This window comes from Gilliamella sp. BG1 (assembly GCF_046635625.1).
In the GTDB taxonomy this organism is placed as follows: Bacteria; Pseudomonadota; Gammaproteobacteria; order Enterobacterales; family Orbaceae; genus Gilliamella; species Gilliamella bombi.
Genome location: NZ_JBIDFG010000009.1, coordinates 71,451 through 94,444, shown reverse-complemented (window position 1 = coordinate 94,444; position 22,994 = coordinate 71,451). Strand labels below are relative to the sequence as shown.

The 22,994-nt window shown below is 32.0% G+C and carries 23 protein-coding genes and 2 pseudogenes; 13 read left to right on the top strand and 12 right to left on the bottom strand.

The window, feature by feature from the left end; all coding sequences use genetic code 11:
* Positions 1–7: 7 nt before the first annotated feature.
* The 3 genes and pseudogenes from ACGH80_RS06345 to ACGH80_RS06335 form a co-directional block, all read right to left on the bottom strand.
* Positions 8–562 carry a YbhB/YbcL family Raf kinase inhibitor-like protein gene (locus tag ACGH80_RS06345; protein ID WP_411630702.1) on the bottom strand — a complete coding sequence of 185 codons (555 nt, stop codon included), beginning with the start codon at positions 560–562 and terminating at the stop codon, positions 8–10.
* A 101-nt stretch (positions 563–663) separates the two neighbouring features.
* Positions 664–750: pseudogene (locus ACGH80_RS06340) on the bottom strand (riboflavin synthase); the annotation flags it as partial.
* A gap of 269 nt (positions 751–1,019) precedes the next feature.
* Entirely contained in the window at positions 1,020–2,780 is a 1,761-nt protein-coding gene (locus ACGH80_RS06335) for a hypothetical protein (protein ID WP_296300903.1), read from the bottom strand.
* Between the two features lie 746 nt (positions 2,781–3,526).
* Between ACGH80_RS06335 and ACGH80_RS06330 the strand changes: the two genes are divergently transcribed.
* Positions 3,527–5,119 (top strand): ABC-F family ATPase, encoded by a 1,593-nt coding sequence (locus ACGH80_RS06330; RefSeq protein WP_174798174.1) that lies wholly within the window; start codon positions 3,527–3,529, stop codon positions 5,117–5,119.
* A gap of 102 nt (positions 5,120–5,221) precedes the next feature.
* Here the strand turns inward: ACGH80_RS06330 and ACGH80_RS06325 are convergent, their stop codons facing one another.
* The 4 genes from ACGH80_RS06325 to rhlE form a co-directional block, all read right to left on the bottom strand.
* Entirely contained in the window at positions 5,222–6,655 is a 1,434-nt protein-coding gene (locus ACGH80_RS06325; protein ID WP_296300905.1) for a hypothetical protein, read from the bottom strand.
* 594 nt (positions 6,656–7,249) lie between these two features.
* On the bottom strand, positions 7,250–7,558 hold the full coding sequence (locus ACGH80_RS06320; RefSeq protein WP_085164088.1) for a hypothetical protein: 309 nt from the start codon (positions 7,556–7,558) through the stop codon (positions 7,250–7,252).
* Between the two features lie 85 nt (positions 7,559–7,643).
* A complete protein-coding gene (locus ACGH80_RS06315; protein ID WP_085164089.1) occupies positions 7,644–7,979 on the bottom strand; it encodes a YggL family protein in 336 nt (111 codons plus the stop codon).
* A gap of 16 nt (positions 7,980–7,995) precedes the next feature.
* Positions 7,996–9,312, bottom strand: a complete 1,317-nt coding sequence (gene rhlE, locus ACGH80_RS06310) for an ATP-dependent RNA helicase RhlE (RefSeq protein WP_296300907.1) — start codon at positions 9,310–9,312, stop codon at positions 7,996–7,998.
* A 300-nt stretch (positions 9,313–9,612) separates the two neighbouring features.
* Here rhlE and nikA point away from each other — a divergent pair, with 300 nt between their 5' ends.
* Genes nikA through ACGH80_RS06280 form a run of 6 tightly spaced genes read left to right on the top strand, consistent with a single transcriptional unit; the run spans position 9,613 to position 15,932 of the window.
* Positions 9,613–11,178, top strand: coding sequence for a nickel ABC transporter substrate-binding protein (nikA, locus tag ACGH80_RS06305; RefSeq protein WP_296300908.1), 1,566 nt, complete (start codon positions 9,613–9,615; stop codon positions 11,176–11,178).
* A gap of 22 nt (positions 11,179–11,200) precedes the next feature.
* Positions 11,201–12,145, top strand: coding sequence for a nickel/cobalt ABC transporter permease (gene opp1B, locus ACGH80_RS06300; protein ID WP_296300909.1), 945 nt, complete (start codon positions 11,201–11,203; stop codon positions 12,143–12,145).
* Complete coding sequence (gene opp1C, locus ACGH80_RS06295) at positions 12,142–12,972, top strand: nickel/cobalt ABC transporter permease (protein ID WP_296300910.1); 831 nt, start codon at positions 12,142–12,144, stop codon at positions 12,970–12,972. The genes opp1B and opp1C overlap by 4 nt, the downstream gene beginning before the upstream one ends.
* Complete coding sequence (locus ACGH80_RS06290; protein WP_296300912.1) at positions 12,969–13,823, top strand: ABC transporter ATP-binding protein; 855 nt, start codon at positions 12,969–12,971, stop codon at positions 13,821–13,823. The genes opp1C and ACGH80_RS06290 overlap by 4 nt, the downstream gene beginning before the upstream one ends.
* A complete protein-coding gene (locus ACGH80_RS06285) occupies positions 13,824–14,603 on the top strand; it encodes an ABC transporter ATP-binding protein (RefSeq protein WP_085164094.1) in 780 nt (259 codons plus the stop codon).
* A gap of 3 nt (positions 14,604–14,606) precedes the next feature.
* Positions 14,607–15,932 (top strand): MATE family efflux transporter, encoded by a 1,326-nt coding sequence (locus ACGH80_RS06280; RefSeq protein ID WP_296300914.1) that lies wholly within the window; start codon positions 14,607–14,609, stop codon positions 15,930–15,932.
* Positions 15,933–16,087: 155 nt separating this feature from the next.
* On the opposite strand, the gene ACGH80_RS06275 is transcribed toward ACGH80_RS06280, so the two are convergent.
* The 3 genes from ACGH80_RS06275 to ACGH80_RS06265 all read right to left on the bottom strand — a co-directional run bounded on the left by ACGH80_RS06275 (position 16,088) and on the right by ACGH80_RS06265 (position 17,499).
* Positions 16,088–16,405, bottom strand: coding sequence for an MmcQ/YjbR family DNA-binding protein (locus ACGH80_RS06275; protein WP_296300915.1), 318 nt, complete (start codon positions 16,403–16,405; stop codon positions 16,088–16,090).
* 189 nt (positions 16,406–16,594) lie between these two features.
* Positions 16,595–17,026 carry a hypothetical protein gene (locus ACGH80_RS06270; protein WP_065589791.1) on the bottom strand — a complete coding sequence of 144 codons (432 nt, stop codon included), beginning with the start codon at positions 17,024–17,026 and terminating at the stop codon, positions 16,595–16,597.
* Between the two features lie 266 nt (positions 17,027–17,292).
* Positions 17,293–17,499, bottom strand: coding sequence for a hypothetical protein (locus ACGH80_RS06265; protein WP_034910630.1), 207 nt, complete (start codon positions 17,497–17,499; stop codon positions 17,293–17,295).
* Between the two features lie 316 nt (positions 17,500–17,815).
* On the opposite strand from ACGH80_RS06265, the pseudogene ACGH80_RS06260 reads away from it, so the two are divergent.
* Positions 17,816–18,187 (top strand): annotated as a pseudogene (locus ACGH80_RS06260) (DDE-type integrase/transposase/recombinase); the annotation flags it as partial.
* Positions 18,188–18,299: 112 nt separating this feature from the next.
* Complete coding sequence (locus tag ACGH80_RS06255; protein ID WP_174798168.1) at positions 18,300–18,548, top strand: hypothetical protein; 249 nt, start codon at positions 18,300–18,302, stop codon at positions 18,546–18,548.
* Positions 18,549–18,808: 260 nt separating this feature from the next.
* Here the strand turns inward: ACGH80_RS06255 and ACGH80_RS06250 are convergent, their stop codons facing one another.
* Positions 18,809–19,039, bottom strand: coding sequence for a hypothetical protein (locus ACGH80_RS06250; RefSeq protein WP_411578554.1), 231 nt, complete (start codon positions 19,037–19,039; stop codon positions 18,809–18,811).
* Between the two features lie 102 nt (positions 19,040–19,141).
* Between ACGH80_RS06250 and ACGH80_RS06245 the strand changes: the two genes are divergently transcribed.
* The 4 genes from ACGH80_RS06245 to ACGH80_RS06230 all read left to right on the top strand — a co-directional run bounded on the left by ACGH80_RS06245 (position 19,142) and on the right by ACGH80_RS06230 (position 22,048).
* Entirely contained in the window at positions 19,142–19,462 is a 321-nt protein-coding gene (locus ACGH80_RS06245) for a hypothetical protein (RefSeq protein ID WP_411630701.1), read from the top strand.
* 580 nt (positions 19,463–20,042) lie between these two features.
* On the top strand, positions 20,043–20,456 hold the full coding sequence (locus ACGH80_RS06240) for a hypothetical protein (RefSeq protein WP_034915862.1): 414 nt from the start codon (positions 20,043–20,045) through the stop codon (positions 20,454–20,456).
* 217 nt (positions 20,457–20,673) lie between these two features.
* Positions 20,674–21,051, top strand: coding sequence for a DUF805 domain-containing protein (locus ACGH80_RS06235; protein WP_411578553.1), 378 nt, complete (start codon positions 20,674–20,676; stop codon positions 21,049–21,051).
* A 559-nt stretch (positions 21,052–21,610) separates the two neighbouring features.
* Positions 21,611–22,048: a hypothetical protein gene (locus ACGH80_RS06230; protein WP_034915509.1), complete on the top strand. Its 438-nt coding sequence runs from the start codon at positions 21,611–21,613 to the stop codon at positions 22,046–22,048.
* Positions 22,049–22,290: 242 nt separating this feature from the next.
* On the opposite strand, the gene ACGH80_RS06225 is transcribed toward ACGH80_RS06230, so the two are convergent.
* Positions 22,291–22,872 carry a hypothetical protein gene (locus tag ACGH80_RS06225; protein WP_411578552.1) on the bottom strand — a complete coding sequence of 194 codons (582 nt, stop codon included), beginning with the start codon at positions 22,870–22,872 and terminating at the stop codon, positions 22,291–22,293.
* Positions 22,873–22,994 lie beyond the last annotated feature (122 nt).

The following is a 22,994-nucleotide window of genomic DNA, read 5'->3' as shown; positions in this document are numbered from 1 at the left end:
ACCAATATCAACGTGAGTAGGAGTAAATCATATCTGCCTTCGCTATTTGATGCGAATTAGCAATAAAACCAATTAGAGCTGGTGTGGTTTGTTCATCAACCTCAATGTGATCAATGTCTAGTGCATAAAGTGTAAATTGATATCGATGAGTCGAATTTAGCGGAGGACATGGACCACCGTAATTTATCACGCCAAAATCATTACGTACTAACCTACTTCCTTTAGGTAATAAATTGGGATTATTTCCTGCTGATTGTTTAATAAACGACGTTTGTACAGGAATATTAACAATCACCCAATGCCACCAACCAGAACCCGTTGGTGCATCAGGATCATACATAGTTAATACTAAACTTTTAGTCGCTTTGGGTAGATTTTGCCATGAAATTTGCGGGGATATATTTTCGCCTTGACAACCAAATTGATTGGATATAAACCGAGCAGTAAACCCGCTATCGACAAGATCAGTGCTAGTTAATTGTAATTGTGCCGCATTACTGCAACTTGTACTCAATAATAATGTACTATAAATAATGGCTTTCGCTTTGTACAAAATACGCATGTTAACCTCTTTTAACTATTAAATAAAAGCCATCATAAGGAATTTTCAATCTATAATCAGCACAAATTAGCTTAAATATGACACAAATTCGATTAATATTATCATTCTCTTGCGGCTAATACTCGTTCAACCATATCAACAATGGCTTGAGTTTGTGAGTCAATTTCAATTTTGACTTTGTCTCCTACTTACTTGTCAAAAAGGCAAAAGCTTCAATCGGGCTTTCTTTAATACGTTAAATGGTTGGGCGAATGACCATAAAGCTTTTAGCCAAATCAGTGACCGTTTATGATATAAGCGCCATATCTCTTGTCTGTAATAAGGCGTTAGTTTTGTTTTTTATGTATATCCATTACAGCAATTTTTCAAATTACTGTAAACAATGCTAGTAAATCCTAGAGATAAACAGATTTCACCAGCAACTATCCTGTGCAAAGGATTTGCCATTAATGTCTTTTTATGGTGTAACACAGACAGCGCGATAAGTTGAATAGGAAAAATCCCCGAAAACACGAGGTGCACCAACATTCGATATTACCCACATTCCTTTACCTTTATAATCACCACTTAATGACACATCTGCACTCCAATACATATAGCTATCCCAATCGGTTCCAGTATAACCATTGCATTTGGATGCACCACCAGAGCCTGCAGCATTCCAGTCATTGACTATACATCCCCATTCATTCAATATTCCCCCTATCCATCTTCCTCCAGTTTGGTAACTCAATTGACGAAGAGCAGCCCATTTATTCCGTCCAGGTATCCCACCTGACCAACCTCTCCTATTAGTGTTCGTATAATCATTCATATCAGGTATTCGATAACCGCTTCCTAAACTGTGACAATAATTCCTTACAGCTGTTTGAGCATCTGTGCCATTTCCTGTTCCATTATACACAACATTAGGCTGTGCTATATACCAACGCATTAGCCTGAATTCATATAATAATTTGTTCTTACTGCTATCAGCATACAGTTTAAAAGTTACAGGGTTAAAACTTTTATCATTTGAGTTATAACGCGGCCCTTTTAACGTTATCTTCAAACCTGGCTCGCTATACCCATATGGTTTAGGTCCATAATACTCATGCCTCCATCTTGGCGTATTTTCGGTGCTTAATATTAAACTGACATTTCCCCCCTCTTCTGCACTAACTAGATTACCATTGGCTGCTAATACTTCTGCTGGCGTTATACCTTCAAATAACAAATAAAAATACAATCCATGCGATCCTGTACTTGGAAAGTTATTTTCTTTTATGCTTGAGTCATTTTCGTAATTTCCACTATTTGATGCACTCGATACTTTGTACCCCTTCCAAGCAACCCATGTCTCACCATTTGAATTTTCATTATAATAGTCGCCATAAGCAGTGTCATCATGGGCCAAATTGGGTTGTGCATATAATACAGAACAAGGGGTTATATTATTTTTATGTGGTTTAATATAATAAGTGTGCTCTATTGCATTAAAAGTACTTTTTTTAGGTGAACCATACCGTGTTGATAATTCGCCTGAGGTTGCTTTTATCGTTAATTGATAATTTGCAGCACATGAAGTACTTAATAATTCGGTTGGGTTTGCTTTTACGTTTGCTGTTATATCGTTACCCATATTATCTTGCCACTTTACAGTTATACTTCCAGTGGCACTTATATCACCATCGCCATCATCATCGCCCCAATAATTGTATGGAGTACCAATTAAATTATTTAAATCAAAACTTGGATAATAGCTATTCCCTGATGTTGGGAGTGGCACCACTGTTTTTATATCACTAAACTTTTTTATACTTTGTGGTAGCTCTATCGGCTTTATGATGCTTGATACATCTTCATTTGCTTTTATCTCCATTTCATCTGCTAAAGTTATTGCAAGTAATGCTTCGGTATTTTCTGCCTTAGTTAATCCACCATCAAAGGTTAGATATGGTGCACTACCATTGATTACATTACTGGTTGTCGCACTTAACGCATTTGCTATATTGATATTGGCAGTTAATAATAGACTTATAACAATAAATAATAGTGTGATGGAAAAATGAGATAATAAAAACCTTGAAGATTTTATAAGTAAATTAAAATTCGAATTTAATCCTAAATGAAAAGGCAATAGCGAATTGGTAATGCTTACCATCAATAAATTACGTCTTGTTTTCAATCCAAAAAATAAACTCAAGTGATAGCTAGCTATTAAACAACATGTTAACATGTTTCTAATTCCTTTGTTTCAATATATATTTATTTTAATTTTATATACTCAATATAAAGTATAAATAGGTTAAACGGTTTTTTCAAATTTGAAATTAGGGTATTTGTTAAGGAGTGTAAAAAGATAATTATTGATTCATTAGGGCGCTTTTGTCTGCGATGAAAACCCTGAGAATGTTGTCAAAAAGTTTCAGGTAACTATGTGTTTCAGTATAAAAAATAATTAAGTATAAAATTTAAATTTTGTTGGGATTGATTTGTCGATAGTTTTCAACGACAAATCAATCACTTCAGATGTTTAAAAGATTAGTGCATGTTACAATAAAAATCTCTCAGATAGAATGTTGATTTAAATGAATTTTTCACTCAAAAGGTTTTAAGGGAAATCAATGAGTTATTATGGTAATATCAAGTGATGATATTTTTCCGCTATTAACCTGGAAACAAAAATAAAAATAAATTTTAGAAATGATTCACGTTGTTTAAAGCAATTTGATAAACGGTTAACATCTTGTAGAATTTAGGGAATTATTTTAATCATAAAGAGTAAATATCACTGATTTTTCATATGTTTTACAATATATTAATAATTAAATATCTCCTCCTTAAATGCCGTTATCTAAAACAAAGATCCTCAAAAATGATTAATTATGGCATAATATGCGCCAATTCATATTTCCGCGACTTCACTCAAAGGCTAATTATTACTTATATGAGTGAAACGCATGTTAAAGAGAGTAAATTCTAGTGTTAAGTACAAATAACATCACAATGCAATTTGGCAGTAAGCCATTATTTGAAAATATCTCAGTTAAATTTGGTAATGGCAATCGTTATGGTTTAATTGGCGCCAATGGCAGTGGTAAATCAACTTTTATGAAAATTATTGGTGGTGATTTAGTGCCAACCTCTGGCAATGTTGCTTTAGATCCTCATGAACGATTAGGTAAGTTACGCCAAGACCAATTTGCTTTTGAAGAGTTTACCGTACTTGATACCGTAATTATGGGACATACCGAATTATGGCAGATTAAGCAAGAACGTGATCGCATTTATTCACTTCCCGAAATGAGCGAAGAAGACGGCTTTAAAGTTGCTGATTTAGAAACCCAATACGCCGAAATGGATGGTTATAGCGCTGAAGCTCGTGCGGGTGAATTATTATTAGGTGTTGGTATTCCAATTGAGCAACATTATGGATTAATGAGCGAAATCGCACCAGGCTGGAAATTACGAGTATTATTAGCCCAAGCCTTATTCTCAAATCCCGATATTTTATTGCTTGACGAACCGACCAATAACTTGGATATCGATACTATCCGTTGGCTTGAAGACACCTTAAATCAACGCGAAAGCACCATGATTATTATTTCGCATGACCGCCATTTTTTAAATATGGTCTGTACCCATATGGCAGACATGGATTATGGTGAGCTTCGCATCTACCCTGGTAACTATGATGATTATATGACAGCATCAACGCAAGCGAGAGAGCGTTTATTAGCTGACAATGCCAAAAAGAAAGCACAAATCAGTGAGCTACAATCTTTTGTTAGTCGATTTAGTGCCAATGCGTCTAAATCAAAACAAGCAACTTCGCGCGCAAAACAAATTGAAAAAATTAAACTTGAAGAAGTCAAGGCCTCTAGTCGTCAAAATCCATTTATTCGTTTTGAACAAGATAAAAAACTATTCCGTAATGCGCTTGTTGTTGAAAACCTGACCAAAGGTTTTGATAATGGTCCACTATTTAAAAACTTAAACCTAATGGTCGAAGTGGGCGAAAAAGTCGCTATTTTAGGGACTAACGGTATTGGTAAAACTACATTAATAAAAACACTAATGGGCGAGCTTACTCCCGAACAAGGCGATATAAAATGGTCTGAAAATGCCAATATTGGTTATTATGCACAAGATCACGAATACGAATTTGAAGGCGACTTAACTGTATTTGACTGGATGAGTCAATGGAAGCAGCCAACCGATGACGAGCAAGCCGTACGTAGTATTTTAGGCCGATTGTTATTTTCACAAGATGATATTAAAAAGCAAGTCAAAGTACTATCAGGTGGTGAAAAAGGACGTATGTTATTTGGTAAATTGATGATGCAACGCCCAAATATTATTGTTATGGACGAGCCAACCAACCATTTAGATATGGAATCTATCGAATCACTCAATATGGCATTAGAGCTTTATCAAGGCACGCTATTTTTTGTTTCACACGATCGTGAATTTGTTAGTTCGTTGGCAACACGAATTATTGAAATCACACCTGAAAAAGTGATTGACTATACAGGTAATTATGAAGATTACTTGCGTAGCCAAGGGATTGAATAATTAACCATACTAAAAATAGCCACAAATACGAATGTGGCTATTTTCTGTATATTAATAATTTTTATTGTTTTTATACAATGCTAAAGTAGCTTTTTCTCGATACTATTTTCGACAAACAGGAGTGCATCCATCATATTTAAGCAAATTATAACCTACATAACCATTTTGGATATCAATGCCAAATATAAGTTCATTTGTATACGCCTGACTACTCCAAGTGCATCCTTGAGATAAATCAAAACCATTCTTAGGATAACCTTTATATAAATTCCCCCATTCACCATAAAACGTCCCATCTATATCTCGAGATAATCGGGCTTCCCGATTATGATACCATTCAGGAAATGATCCAGTTCCATTCCCGCTTACAGCTGTTGCTGCACTTGGAGCATTGCTGAGTTCCATTGGTGAATAAAAATAACTTGCCGCTTCTTCTGCACTAATCATCCCTAAATCACGTCCAGCACAAGCATTAGCTGCAGGGAAAATACCATTTCCAGTATTTAAATACTCCTCTGTTTTATATTGTGTTGGAGGAAGTGCTCGTATCCATTTTTTAATGGTAAAAGAATAAATAAACGTTTTTGAAGGCCTTATTGTATTGGGTTTTGTCTTTGCTGTTAAAATTACATTAAAAGGTAAATTGGGATGAACGGATGAATTAAAGGTAACAACACCTTCACTTCCCGCTACATTACTTATTGAGACTAAATTCGGATTACTTGATGTATAAATATAATCACTTTGTTCATTACTCATTCTTAAAGTAAATTTTGCTTGATCAAAAGCCGTTGTGGGGAATTTAGTAGGAGCCAAAGCCGAAAAACCCTCATTAGGGAAGAAAACTCTAGGATTATAACCACCAATAAATTTGCAATTTGTTGTATTGGTACAAGTGTTTTTGTTAACGCCAGAAGCATCATAAATTTGTAAACTAGCAGGCTTTATATAGCAAACTTTGAAATCATCAACTTTTATTGTATACGTTTTACTAAGACTACCATAAGCATGTTCAAATGGTATACCATATTGAGATTGCGCTTTAACACCATTAGCGCTAATCGTCAATTGATATGGGCTTTGGCATGAATCTAATTTGTTTTTTAATTCATCAGCAGATAACGTTCTTATCGTACCATCTGACTGTCGATAGCGCCAAGTAGCAGTTAATGTACCTGTTATTCCCATAGTTGAATGAGCGAAATCACCATCATCATCACCATAACTTACTCCCACAATATTTGATAAACGTTTTGGTTGTCCATCAGCAACAACTTTTGTAATAAATTGATTAAATTTGTCCCCATTATGCGCATAAATTACTTTATTTATCGATGGATAAATTACTACATAATTAGAGGAACTATCAGGTTTTTGAAAACTCAATAAATCAGCCAGTTCATTAATAGCAGAGCCATTTAATTTTATATAAGGGGCTGAACCTTCAATTGTTTTTATTGTCTTTGCAGATAAAGCAGCATAACTATTAGTAATGGTCAATAATGTCATAAAGATAAAAAAGATGAAATTTATCATCTGAATTTTTCGTATTTTTATCAATCTAAGATAATAAATAATGTATTTATGGCAATTTTTATAAACAAAGAATGAATTTTTGAGGAATTTACTTGATAATATTTTTTTACACAAAGAATAAATTAATGTTGTGTTGTGTTGTGTTGTGTTGTGTTGCTTCTTTTTTCATTCTACCATAACCTATTCAATATTTCAAGTAATTGTTTAATATAATATTTTTATATAGTGTATCGATTAATTTTTATAAAATCATTTTTGTTTTAGATAAAAAAGAAATATAGTAACTCACTAAAACAAGCCTATATTGTAAATAAAAAATAACATCATTTAAATATAAAATGCTGACCTTTTTGTTAAGATTTGTAAATATTAGCTTGGATATCTTTTACTTACAGTTGGAAAGAAAATTATAAAAAAGCAATGCATATTAAAGTTGTAATATCATCCGTTGATAATCTATCATTGAAAAAAATAGCTGTACCAATATATAAAGCGATTTACTATTAAATAATTTAAAAAATTTTAGTAGCTATAATATAACCGCTAATGTAATTATTTTTATATACCAATAATTTTTATAAATTCTTATTTATGTTAACGGCTTGCATAAATGGAAATAACATCGCCAGAATCAATATCTATATCAACATTTATATCATCTATAACTATTCCGCCTGCCCCAATGTCCATCCAATTATCTTGCGTTATCTCTTTCGAATAAAAACTTATTGTATAACAGCTAAATCCATTATTTATTCTTATATAATTATTAAAAGATATATAAAAATGATCGATATCGTATTTATATTTGGTCACAAATTCGCTTTTCTTTGCTGCTTCTATCGCTTTGAATAAAAAAGGCGTATACTTTTTATCAAGTTTAAAAATAGTACCTTCGTTCATTATATAAGTACTCCTTACCGAAATACTATATTGTACTTGAATAGCCACACCAGTGACTATTTTCTATTTAGAGATCACCAATAGATTAGAATTCTAATTCATCCCACCAAATATCGATAAGTGGGCTAGTTTTAACACTTTTTAGACCGTGTTCGTTTAGCCATTTTGTGACAATGTCACGATGTTCTTCGGTACAATTGCCTAGTTTTTGGGTGCAAATAATCCCTTTCCAATTTAAATAACCACTACCCTCATAAGCTAAACCATTAGGTTGAACAGCCTCAAGAATAAACTGATCGACAATATTATCTAAAGTTTCTTCAGTTGTACCTTCTTCAAACGACCAACTAACGGTAAAACCTAATTCTTTAAACTCTTCAATGTGTAATTTTTTTCGTAAACGTCTGCTGCGATTTACCATAATAATTTCCTTCTTATTAAATATAAGTTTGCTTATTTTTAGTGTGATTATGTTTATTGGAAGTTTTCACACCATTTTGATTGGATTGCGACGATCGATTTGAAGATGAACTTCTTTTTTTTGCTGGCGCACGCCTTGGTGGCGATTTTTTTACAGGTTCAGCTTTAATTTTTGGATCAACTTCAAACCCTTTGGTTGTTAATTCTGGAATCTTTTTTTTAATTAATTTTTCAATTGCTTTTAATTGTGGCAATTCATCAATGCACACAAGCGAGAGAGCTTGCCCTTGATTCTGCGCTCGACCTGTTCGACCAATACGATGAACATAATCCTCAGCAACTTGAGGGAGCTCATAATTAACAACGTAAGGTAATAACTCTATATCAAGACCTCGAGCGGCAATATCTGTGGCAACCAATGCCCTAATTTGTCCGCTTTTAAAATCAGCTAATGCTTTTGTACGAGCTCCTTGGCTTTTATTCCCATGAATAGCTGCTGATTTAATGCCATCTTTCGTTAATTGTTCCGCTAAATGATTTGCACCATATTTGGTTCGTGTAAAAATTAACACTTGTTGCCACTGATTTTTACCGATTAAATAAGACAGTAGCTCACGCTTACGACGTTTATCAACTCGATGAACATATTGAGTAATTTGATCTGAAGCACTATTGGTTTTTGCTACAGCAACAGATTCAGGTGACTGCAAAATAGATTGAGCCAAAACTTTTATTTCATCCGAAAAAGTTGCCGAAAACATTAAATTTTGCCGTTTTTTAGGTAGCTTGGCAATCACACGACGAATATCATGTATAAATCCCATATCTAACATGCGATCAGCTTCGTCCAACACCAGTATTTTAATCGTTGACAGATCCACCGCATTTTTTTGCTGTAAATCAAGCAATCGCCCTGGTGTTGCAATTAAAATATCCACACCACCACGCAATTTCATCATTTGTGGATTAATACTCACTCCACCAAAAACTACTAATGAACGAATGGGCAAATAACGACTATAATCGCGAATATTTTCACCTATTTGCGCAGCCAGCTCACGCGTTGGGGCTAAAATCAAGGCATATAAAGGACGTTTGCCTTTTTTAGATTTTGGATTATTAGCTTCTTTTGCTTGCTGTTCAATAAGCTTTTGTAATATTGGTAAACCAAACCCTGCCGTTTTACCTGTTCCTGTTTGTGCACTCGCCATAAGGTCTTTACCAGATAAGATTACAGGTATAGCTTGTTGTTGAATGGGAGTTGGATCGGTATAGTTTTGTTCTTGAATTGCTTTTAAAATCTCAGTATCTAAACCAAGAGAGCCAAATGACATGAAATGTATCCTAAATAAACAAAAAATAAATTATTCATATGCATTATAAAGCAATTCAATAATATTTGTTTGATTATTTTGTAAATTTACTTATCGACTATTATGTATACTAATCCAAATTTTAAAATATTACACAAATCTTTACTTAAGATTATTGGAGCACCTTTAATATATAAATATGTTATAAAAAAGAGTATTGATTTGAATTGTGTTTACCTATTAAGATAGATAAATGATATTTATTATCATTTGCAATTATGTTAATATTTGACTCTTTAATAATAATTTACTGGATTAAACATGCTTTTAAACTTTAGCCACATTAAAAAGTTATTAATTGTCTCAATTTTATCGCTTTTTAGCTTTAATTGTTTTGCAAAAGATGATATCACTTTTGCAAACTTCCGAGATATACGCGATTTGAATCCACACCTTTATGGAGGTGAAATGTGGGCTCAAAATATGCTCTATGAGTCGCTTGTTCATTATAATCAAGATGGCACATTTTCTCCTTGGCTTGCCGAAAGCTGGACTATTACAAACCAAGGAAAAACCTATACGTTTAAACTGAGAAAAGATGTTACCTTTAGTGATGGTGTTAAATTCGATGCTCACAGTGCAAAATTAAACTGGGATGCTGTCCTGTCAAATAAAGTGCGCCATACATGGCTTGAAATGGTACGTTTAATTACTGAAGTCAAAGCGGTAGATGATTATACTCTTCAAGTTAATCTGTCAGAGCCTTACTACCCGTTTTTGATTGAAATTGCAGTAACCAGACCCATGCGCTTTATTTCACCGAATTCAATGATCGATGGTGAAACAAAAAATGGCGTTAAATCTTATATTGGTACAGGCCCTTATATTTTAGGTGATCATAAAAAAGATCAGTATGCTGTTTTTAACGCAAATCCTAACTATTGGGGTGAGCAACCAAAACTGAAAACTGTTACCATGAAAGTTATAGCAGACAACCAAAGCCGTTTAATGGCACTTGAAAAAGGTGAAATTGATTTAATTTATGGTAAAAATATGGTGGATGCCGATTCATTTGAACGTTTTTCAGAAATTGATAAATTTCAAACATTAATGTCAAAACCTGTATCAAGCCGTATCGTATTGATGAATACCACTCGACCCGCTTTAAGCGATGCTAATGTGCGCCGAGCAATCGAACATATCATAAATAAAAAAGATATTTCGGAAGGTATCTTCAATGGTAGCGAAGCGCCAGCTGATACATTAATGGCTACTAATATTCCTTATGCAAATATTGGGTTAAAACCTTACGAATATAATATTAAATTAGCCGAAGAACTACTTGATAAAGCAGGTTGGCTAAAACAAAAAGGTCAGAATTACCGTCAAAAAGATGGCAAATCATTTGAAATAACTCTTTATTATGATAGCAATACTGCATCTCAAAAAACTATCGCACAATATATGCAAGATGAGTTTGAACAGGTTGGTTTAAAACTTAACATTCATGGAGAAGAAGAACAAGGTTATCGTGATCGCCAAAAAACTGGTGATTTTGATATGGTATTTGATATTTCTTGGGGAATGCCTTATGACCCACAATCTTTTATGTCTGGCATGAAATTACCAGTATATGGTGATTATATGGCACAACAAGGATTGAAAGAGAAAGCTCAAATTGATGCAAGCATTAGTAAAGCATTAATTTCAACTGATGAAAAAGAACGTCAAGATCTTTACCGTTATGTGCTTGAAACATTGCATAACCAAGCGGTCTATATTCCGTTAACTTATGAACGCAACCGAGCTATCGCCATAAAATCACTAAAAGGTATTGAATTTGCTCCTTCGCAGTTTGACATTCCCTTTGAGAAAATGCATTTTTAATTTATTTTGTTAGTTAGTAATAATGTTAAATTACTTTTTTAAACGTTTAATTATGATGATACCGATTATTATCGGTATCTCGTTTATCGCTTTTCTACTTATTAATTTAGCCCCTTCTGATCCTGCTGAAGTAGCATTACGTTTAAATGAAATTATGCCCACGCCTGATGCTATTGAAAGTATGCGCCTAGAGTTAGGTTTAAATGAACCATTTTGGAACCGTTACATCAGTTGGTTATATAACGTTTTTCAACTTGATTTTGGTCGTTCTTTTGTACATCGAGATAGGCTAGTATTAGATGAGATCATACGAAGCTTACAACCAACACTGCTTTTAGCATTATCTTCATTTATTTTTACGTTGATTATTAGTCTGATCTTAGGCATTTTATGTGCCATTTTTGTTAATTCAGTTTTTGATCATATTTTACGTATTATAATTTTTTTAGGCACGGCTATGCCGAGCTACTGGCTGGGGCTTTTATTTATCTGGTTTTTTGCTAATTATTTAGATTTACTTCCAACTAATGGATATGGCACATGGCAAAATCTAATCCTACCAACTTTAACGCTATCATTCGTTTATATTTCAACCTATATTCGTTTTATTCGTAATAACATGCTAGAAAACATGCGTAACTACTCCGTTTTTTATGCACGTAGCCGAGGACTAAAAGAACGAACAATTATTCTTAAGCATGTATTAATCAATTCGTTACATACCACTATTACCGCATTAGGGATGACAATTCCGCAATTAATTGCTGGCTCATTTGTGGTTGAATATATATTTTCCTGGCCAGGACTTGGACGGTTATGTATTGCAGCTATTATGAATCGAGACTACCCCGTTATCCAAGCTTATATTTTAATTATGGCAATATTATTTGTGGTATGTAATTTTATTGTCGATGTTATTCAGCATTTACTAGATCCTCGTTTACGTGATAATGGTGGTTTGTCATGAATGTACTTAAGCAGGTTTGTAAAAATAAAACTGCATTATGTTGTTTAATTATCATTACAACTATCATTATATTAGGTATTTTAGCCCCTTATATTGCACCATTTGATCCCAATAAAGTACGTATTATTCGTAAATACGCCCCAATGTCTGCTCAGCATTGGTTAGGTTGTGATCATCTTGGACGTGATATTTTTTCAAGACTACTTTATGGCATTCGCTCCACGTTATTTTTGTCATTATTAACCATGATTATTACCATTGTTATTGGTGCAATAATTGGCCTAATTTCAGGTTATAAACGAGGTAAACTTGACGAGTGTATTATGCGTTTATGCGATATTATGCTCTCTTTTCCTAGCCAAGTAATGATTCTTGCTATTGTAGGCGTACTTGGTGTGGGTATTGAGAACGTTATTATTGCCAATATTATGGTCAAATGGGCTTGGTATAGTCGTATGATTCGCAGCTCGGTTATCAAATATAGCCGTAAAAACTATATTTTATTTTCCCGAGCAATTGGCGCACCACATTCATTTATTATTCGCCGTCACTTATTACCAAATGTAATGTCAGAGTTAGTTGTGTTAGCCACACTAGATACTGGTTGGGTAATTTTAAATATTTCAGCTTTATCTTTCATAGGGCTTGGCATACAAGCACCAACTCCAGAATGGGGACTAATGCTAAGTGAAGCAAAAAACGTTATGATGCAGCATCCTATGCAAATGCTCTACCCCGGAATTGCAATATTAATTGTGGTTGCTGCATTTAATATGCTTGGCGATTGTTTACGTGACATTCTTGATCCTAAGGAAAAAACAGCATGAATAATAAATTACTTGAGGTTAAGAATCTTACTGTAACACTGGATAATGGCAAAACACTGCTTAATGATATCTCCTTTTGCCTTGAGCATCATCAATGTTTAGGTATTGTGGGCGAAAGTGGCTGCGGTAAAAGTTTAACTAGCAAAGCTATTATCGGTTTATTAGAGCCCTACTTTTCGGTTCAAGGCAAAGTTTTATTTAACCCTAAACAGTCTAAAATAGCATTACAATCAAATGGTGATTTATTAAAACAAAACCATGAAACATTACGCCATATTCGTGGCAATGCTATTTCGGCTATACTACAGCATCCAATGAATGCTTTTGATCCGCTTTATTGTATTGGCAATCAAGTGGTTGAAACGTTATTGGCACATCTGACAATTAGTAAAAAACAAGCTATTGAAAAAACATTAACTATGATTGCTGACATTGGTCTTAATGATCCAAAACAAATCTTTAAGAAATACCCGCATCAGTTAAGTGGTGGCATGTTACAACGAATCATGATCGGAATAGCATTAATGCTTGAACCTGAATTAATTATTGCCGATGAACCAACCACAGCGTTGGATTCTATTAGTCAACTTCATATTCTGCAATTATTAAAAAATATCAAACAAAAATCGAAAACAGCAATGATATTTATCTCGCATGATTTAAGTGTTATTCACCATATCGCTGATCATATTATTGTAATGAATCAAGGCCAGATTATAGAACAAGGTAGTTGCGATCATATTTTTTATCATTCTAAAAATGATTATACACGTTACTTAATTGATACTCGTAAACAGTTATTAGCCAAATTTAACGCCGTTATCCACCCAAATAGATTGGAGACTATCTAAATGACGCCGTTATTACAAATTAATAATCTCAAAAAATCTTTCTTACAACCTAATCAAGGTTTATTTAATCGCAAAAAAACGCCAATTATTAAAGATGTTTCTTTGTCTTTATACCAAGGCGAATGTTTAGGTATTGTAGGAGAAAGCGGAAGCGGTAAAAGTACACTTGGAAAACTAATTTTGGGGCTTGAAAAACCTGATAGTGGCAAAATTTATTTTAATGGGCAAGATATAGGACAACGTGCATGGCGAAAATCTCCAATGCGACGAGAAATAAGCGCTGTGTTTCAAGACTACAACACTTCAGTTAACCCTTATTTTACCGCTGCTGAAATTATTGCCGAACCCATTTATATTTATGACAAACTTACTGCAAGCCTACTTAAAAAGCGAGTAATTGAACTATTAGAACAAGTAGGATTAAATGAATCATTTTATCATCGATTTCCCCACGAAATGAGTGGTGGACAATTACAACGTATCTGTATTGCACGAGCAATTGCCTGTTCACCTAAATTTGTTTTATTTGACGAGGCAGTAAGTTCACTTGATATTACTGTTCAAACTCAAGTTTTATCGTTATTAGTTGATCTGCAAAAACAGTTAAATTTAACAACCATTTTTATTACACATGATTTAGCGACTATCACTTATCTTTGCGATCGGGTGATCTTCTTTTATCAAGGACAGATTGTCGAACAAGTTGATAAAATAGCCAATTTAAATCAGGTTAATAATGTTTACTCTAAACAACTTCTTAAATCTATTTTAGGTTTTTAAATTATGGCAACTCAATCTATCGTTAATAAACAATATCGTTTTAAAGATTACTTAGCGCTAGTTATTCCGTTTATTATTTCAACTATTACAACTCCATTACTGGGCGTGGTCGATACCGCATTGGTTGGACATTTACCCAATCCAGCCTTTATTGCAGGCATTGCTGTTGGCGCTGTTATTTTTAATACTATTTATTGGCTTTTTGGCTTTTTACGAGTTAGTACCACTGGTTTTGCAGCACAAGCATTAGATGACCCGTTACTGTTGCGGGCATCTTTAATTCGCCCTTTATTTATAGCTATATTTTTAGGAATTATTTTTATTATTTTTCAACAGATGATATTTTCTTCCTCAATGCACATTATCAAACCTAATGAAGAAGTAAAGCATTACGCGGATATTTATTTCTCTGTCTTAATTTGGGGAGCACCGTTTGTCCTTATCAACTACGTTTTAGTTGGTTGGTTAATGGGAATGTCTAAAGTAAAGGCTGTGCTATTTCTACAAGTATTAATTAATCTGCTTAATATTATTATGGCAGTAATTTTTGTTTGGGGCTTTCATTGGAATGTGCAGGGAGTTGCCTTTGCAACACTAATTGCCCAAATAATTTGTACTTTGTTAGGCATTTGGTTTATTTATCGTAATTTACCGAAATCCAATCAACAAACTGATTTAAAATCGATACTATCTTGGCAATCATTAAAAGGAGTGATTTTAGTTAATACCAATTTGATGATTCGTACCATTTGTTTATTAATCGTTACCAACCATTTTATCTCGATTGGTTCGAGTTTTAGCACCGAAGTGTTAGCTGCTAATGCCGTTTTGTTTCAAATTCACTATTTAATGGCTTATTTGTTTGACGGGTTTGCCAATGCCTCAAGCGTATTTAGCGGTAAGGCGAAAGGTACTAAAGATATTAAGTTATATAATCAAACCTTACATTGGTCACTGCAAGCTTGTATTATTTGTCCTCTAATATTAATTGCTTTATGGTTTGGATTTAATACAACAATTATTAAATTATTAACCAATCAAACCGAAATCATCACAATCTGTTTGCAATATCAATATTGGCTTACTATCTTTCCTATTGTGGTTGCTGGTGGTCTTATCTATTATGGCGTTTTTTCTGGGATCAGTTACACTTCTTCTATTCGTGATTCTATGATTCTTGCCTTAATTTTATGGCTGATATCACAATATATCTGTGTACCAATATGGGGAAATAATGGATTATGGCTTTCTTATATTTTATTTAGCTTAGGTAGAACTTTATTTTTAGTAATGTGGGTAAAAAAATCTAAAAGATATATACTAAACTAAATAACCAATTATCTTTTAAAAGTCTAAAGTATTTATACCGTTCAAAGCATTAATTAGATAGTTTATATAAAAGATAATACAAAGCTTTTGTTTCTGAATTAACCTGTTGTGTAAGCAACTATACCATTTTGTATTTTTAAAATATATCGTATATTTTAAATAGTTAAATCATAGCTATGGTTTAATAAACTTACGATTTGTTCAAACGGCACAGAACCGTCAAGCATTATTGTGATCCAGTGATTTTTATTCATATGATATGCGGGTAATATATCTGAATTAATTTTTATTATAGAAATTAATTCAGGATCAGATTTAACATTAATTATTTCCACCATATCTTTTGAATTTAGACCTAACTTATTCTTTTCCACTGACATAATTAACCCCAACCATTTAGCATTAGTTTTATGTCTAATAACCTGATAGTTAGGATAATTTTCAAAAGGGTAGTCAATTTGAATGTTGTTCAAAGTATGAGCATATTCAATTAATTTATTCTTAAAGCTTATTGTTATTTTTCTTTTTCAATTCACCCAATCTAATACAATAATATAAACAGCTTATTTAATATATAACATGCTAATTAAGCCTTATAAAATCATTGTTATACATAATAATATCAAAATAAAGTGTCAACAATAGCTATAAATTTAACCTATTTATTTTTGTTCTTTACAAATTTCATCTATTGATAACGTTGCTGGCACATTACGATCATCATTGAATTGAAAACGAAATAAAAACCGAATATCATAAGCACGTAATACTTCAATCACGTCTTGCTTATTACAAAATTGAGCATTAAGCCCAAGCCTGATATTTTCTGTAATGTCTACTATTGATACACTTTGGCTATCGGTCGGCATATTATATTCAAAAACAATATTATTAAGGTTACCAAAAATGTTAGTTATTTCATAACCCGCATCCACTTTAACCGGAAATTCGCCACCTTCACCTAATATCGACCTTTTTGCACTATCAGCAAAAGCTTTAGTTATGTTTGCTGATGGTGGTAATTCAGCACTATACGCATTCGAAATTGTAAAAAGAGCAGAAAGTAACACTACCAATTTCATTAGCTTTTTCACTTCAATATTCCTTACTTTTAGATTTAACAGTCATATTGATTTTATTATAAAAAACATCTAAATGAAAAACAAATCAAATAAATTCACAACAAAATAAGCGGTTTATAAAATAACTATATGAAAGAATTGATATTTATACTTAATAGTCATATCGTTATACATACGTCACAATTAATTGCTGACAACTAAAAAATATCATTTTAAATCGATACAATCAAAAAAGGTAACCATATTGGCTACCTTTTAATAGCATTAACTGAATAAAATTACTTTTTATGTGGATGAGGATCTTTAACTGAATCACCCTGTCCAGACATAATATACCAACCATTTTTGCTGTGCGGTTTTTTATTATAATCAGGGCAAGGAGGTAACGATTTCTTACTTTGGTTAGAATAAATATAGCCACAGTCAGCGCACTTATAAGTGCCAGACGAAACATCACTACCGTATGGAGCAAATTTTTGTACCATTATAAGTCCTCCTAATAAATTAGTGATAAACCCAATGCTTATCACTGTTATATCTAACCGCTGATTTAAGAAAAAAGCAAGTGTAGTTTTTTAAAAATTGCTCAATAAACATGTCTTTTTAGGTGATATAAAAACCATCAGGTAGAGTATTGATTTTATTAAATTTTTATTTATCAGTTGCCAAGCTGTTTGTTAATATTTCCAATTCTACAGATATATCTGAAATAGAAATCAAACAAGTTGTGTAACTATCCCCTAAAATAGTACAACAAAAAAGTAGAAAATTCTCTATGATAAAAGAAAAGGGGATTTAATAATGGATTTTATGTGTGACAGTAGTCGTAATCAACGTCGCTTTAGAACATTCAATGTCATCGATGACTTTAATCGTGAGGCGTTAGGGATTGATATTGCAGTAAGCTTACCAGCAGGAAGGATTACCCGCTACTTAGATAAACTGGCTGAATATCATGGGTATCCATTAAAAATACGGGTCGATAATGGGCCAGAATTCACCGGAAACACGTTTACTAATTGGGCAAAAACATGGTATAATTATAGATTACATCAAACCCGGTAGCCCTTATCAAAATGGCTATATTGAACGATTTATAACACCGAAAGACCGCATGAGACATTAAATAACATGACACCGATTGAGTATAAAAAACTAAAACAAGCAGCTTAATTTTCTACGTGAATTGTATACTAAGTTTGGGATATTTACAATATCATTCCATCGTATCCAATGTATGTAAAAGATTATCAGGTTGCTCTATCAAAAAAAAGGTACTAGATTAATGAGTATTATATTTCCTGATTGGTATGACGATTTGTATCAATTTGAATGCGAATCTAAAGGTGTTATATTGAATTTTGAAATTACAGTAAATGGAAATACACGCACGTTCAATTTTTATGATCCGATACGGTTTATTCAAGATATGGAAGATGAAATAGCTGATATAGGATATTTTAAAGATGAATATGCTGTAGTTCTTAAAAAAGTAACAAAAGACAACATTATCAAATATTTATTGTCAATTTGATTTGTATGCTCGGATAACCATGATATTTGACCAGTTTATCTAGATAGTAAATAACACTACCAGCTGATAAACTCACCGTAGTATCAATATCTAATACTTCTCTTTTAAAGTCATCAATAATTACGTACTAAAACAACGTTAGCTTCGACTTCTATCATCCAAATTCATTGACCAACATTCACCTTGTTTGTTGGATAACGATTACTTTTCTAGTGTTCGAGGTAGAGTACGCTTTTTACGCTTTATTTGAAAATTAAGTTTTAACTCACAATACACCCAATAAACACGTTTGCAACTCTATTTATAGCGAGCTTTCCGATACAATAAAAAATTTCAGCCCCCCAGCGTAAATGTTTTTCAGCTATATCACTTAATATCAAAATAATCATTGAATCATCCAATAATTTAGTTGGATAATAGTAAGTACAACGACTTAATACCACAATAGCGCGACTGATAGTAATTGATTTACAAAGATAATTATGGGACATTTTATCTTTAGAAAAATCTAAGATATATTCAATTTTGATGGTACACTTAATGAATAATAAATAAATCCACAGTAGCAAAAAGAAAGAACCCGAATTGTTGAAATGAACTTACATATAAAAAATAAAATGTTAAAAAATAAAGATGATTCAATTAAAGATACTTTTTGCTATTTATTATTTGAGATAGGTTTTTTTCATGCCAATCTAATTGAAATTACAATAAAAAATGCAGAAGAATATCTATATCTAGTTAAAAATGATATTGATATAAAAAACCTTTTAATTTGGATTTGTCAATGTGTAGACCAATGTTTCATTTCTCACCATGATAAGGATGATTATTATACTATAAAAAACTATTCTTCTGAAATTGAAAGCAAATGGAATAATGGCTGGAAACCAAGAATACAATCATTAATTTAAAAATTATAAAATATCAAAAAGTTACATCATAATTTAGTAATTTACATTACTACTCTTATTCCAACTAAAACAACTGTCCAGAAAAACTGACCGATGCTAATAGAGAAATACTGTCAGAATGTAGCTATCAGCTTTGAAGTAAGCACATTAAGGAAATTGGACACGAATCCATAGAGCAACACCTCAGATATTAGGGACAATATTTAGACAAATAAACTGGCTTACATTACAATAATTTCAGATACAATGATCTGGAAATAGAACGCTTTATTCTGGCAAACCTGATTAGATTATTAGCTGGCTTGAATCTGTGTGCACCTAATGAATTTTAATTAGGTTTTGGTCTATTGTTGGGGAATTGTAATAAATCATAGATAATTAGAAGTAAAATATGCAGTGAACTAAATGCAAAAAGGCTCTTGTAACTGTACAAAATAAAACAGGTACAAAGGAACGTATCATTAGGATGATTTTAGTTGGAATGCGAAAATTGGAGCTCAGAATTCTAATGGCATGCATTTGCAGATTTATACTTATAGCGATCCTATGGCGGTGAAATTATTAGGATATTTTATTAATTATGAATAAGAGAAAATACAATAATCCTTACCATCCATTTCCCTATGAAATGAAAGGTCAATTCTTTGAAAGATTGGAAGAAAATAAAACTCGTTTTATTGAGATTTATTCTATTGAATATGAGAAACCTGAGGAAGAAGATGACGAATGGGAATTTTCCTTGTATTCACTTTATATAGATCAACTTATAAGACCAATAATAGATGAGAAAGAAGTGTTTTTTTTATATAAGCTGCGTACATATTATGCAGACCCCACATTAACGGATAATAATAGTGCATTCAATCAATCAATAACTTCATTTGAACAATATGTTTTTTCTAATTTCGATGAGTTATTAGAATATGTTGAACAACGATGGAGAATAGGATTAAGTGATTTTGTTCCAATTAATGAAACACATATACCTTATTGATAAATAAATTGATAATACCTATAAGTAATACAAACTAATTATAAATAACAATATTATCAAAACCAAAAAATAATAGTGGCAGGCATTTAATTGATGAAAATCAATTTTATTAAATTATTCTAGCTATTTCTATTACATTATCAATATAAAATATTTGAGATAACGTTTAATTTATTATATATTTACAAATATTTTAATAAATAAGGAGTATTAAGTGTTGAGTAAAGCAATTAATTCATGGCTTGATGGCTATAGAAAAATGTTTCGTTATAAAGGCCGTTCAACTCGTAGTGAGTTTGGATTTTTTATTCTTATTCAATGTATATTAGTATGGTTCTCTTTTGTACTGCTATTCAGTATGGACAAAATATTACCAAGTACTATATTAGGAATTTGTGTAATGTTAATTTTTATCGTTACTTTTCTTACAATATTGTCTTACAATGTTAGACGATTACATGATATAGGTACAAGCGGTCTGTGGTGTTTTGTTTATCTTCTCTGTCCAGGAGCTATAATAGGTGCATCTTTAATAATAAAACCAACTTCAGGAGAAAACCAATACGGACCTAACCCAAGAATATTGTCAAATTAGTAAAATACTCCTTCACTCCGCATGGTGAAGGGAGTACAGTTTTCCCTATATTCAGCTCTTTGTTCTTAACTATTTTATCTACCCCCTCTTATTCTCAGTTTTAACATAACTTTCAACTAACATTTTAATGATTATAAATATCCTATTTTTAGTACAAAACTAACGTAGATAATGATATTGTTTATTTTCGTGTTTTATATTCAATAAATGCCATATTTAATACATCTTCCTAAAAATGAGCCCAGTCACAGTGACTTAGAAAACCAATATTACAGTGCCGGTTTCAAACAGTGATTGTTACAATATGGACTAAGGCAAAGTATGAGTCGAAGATGAAGCTGCTTTGATAATGCGGTTGTTGAAAACTTTTTCATATACTCACCCCCATATTATTCATGATTGTTACTATAAAAACAGGAAGCTGACTAACAAAGCACTATTTGAATATATTGAAATCTATTATAATTATATACATCATCAAGGTGGGCTCTGTCTAATATTTTGGTGAGAATCTAATTAATTGAATTGGTTAAATTTTTAAAAATACTGGAGAAAATAAATGGATTTAACTGATTTTCTTAGGACTGGGATATATTTGGGATTAAAAGTAGAATTACCAGAGAAAGAAATATATTCTATTTTTCAAAAAAAAGATTTGGGTAAAAAATATTATTTTGATAAATTTAAAAAAAGTGAAGGTTTTTCTTATTTTTACGATTCACTGGAAATAATGGTTGTTAATTCCAAGATATATTCAATAGGATTTGATTTAGCTCGTCATCCAGTTACTTTATTGAATAATATAATCATATATTCTGAAACAAGTTTTGAACTTATTATGAAATATCTTGATATTGCTGATATAAATTGGTCTTTTGAAAAACAATATTGTTATAGTCGCGAATTAACAATCAAAACCGAAGGAAATGTTTTAATTGGTTGTGTATATGATAAAGGCAATTATTGGCTATCAAAATTCAAAACATTCAAAAAGTAAAAGGGGATTTTCTACTTTTTGACTGTACTATTTAAGGGAATAGTTACAATTGCAAAGATGAGTTAATAGCCAAAGCAGAAGAAATTGGTGTCTATGATTAATGCCGACAAGTTAAGGGATTTATTAATATTTATAATACAGGTAATCCCATAAATCGATTTTGGGGAAAACGCCTAATGATATTTTTAAAGGATCATTTCAACCATGGAGAGTAAACTTGCCGATGTTTTTCTACAGGCTTTTTAGCAAGGACCAATTAAGCAACCAACCATCGCCATAGGAATAAAAATTGGAAATATAATCAAACCAATCATATCGCCCTGGATGTCAATATCTGATTCTTTTTCATGATTTGATTTAACAAATACAGTAATTGATTCTGGTAATAAATATTGATCAGATAATGTATTGGATTGCTTATAGAAGTTTCCTTTGGTTTTAAATAGAACTTGATAATAACCATCTCTCAAAATCGATTTTGATTTATATTTCGCTAATAATTTTTTATTGTTTAAGGCTTTTAGCTCAGGAATAAAATTACTATATTGAGCAACAATTTCATCACTTAAATTTTCTTGATAAAATGTAATTGATACACTTTCAATATCATCTTTATTTTCAGCTAAAAAATCATGGTAGCTTTTAAGTTCTAGTATGGCTTCGGGACTAGTAAATTGATATGAGTATTCCTTTGATTCAGCAATAATCCCTACACTTTTTTCAACTTTTAATTTTATAATTGTGTCATTACTAGGCAAAATTTGCGTTTGCTTATTTGCACAACCACAAAGACAAAAAATAAAGATAAAAACAAGTTTTTTCATTAGGTCCTACTTCAAATATTTAGATAAGGATGAATCATTATTTTATGTTATCCCATTTTCTGTAAACTTATTGATTTTTTTAATATACAAGAATAAGTAAAATTAAAGAATAGACTTTTTGA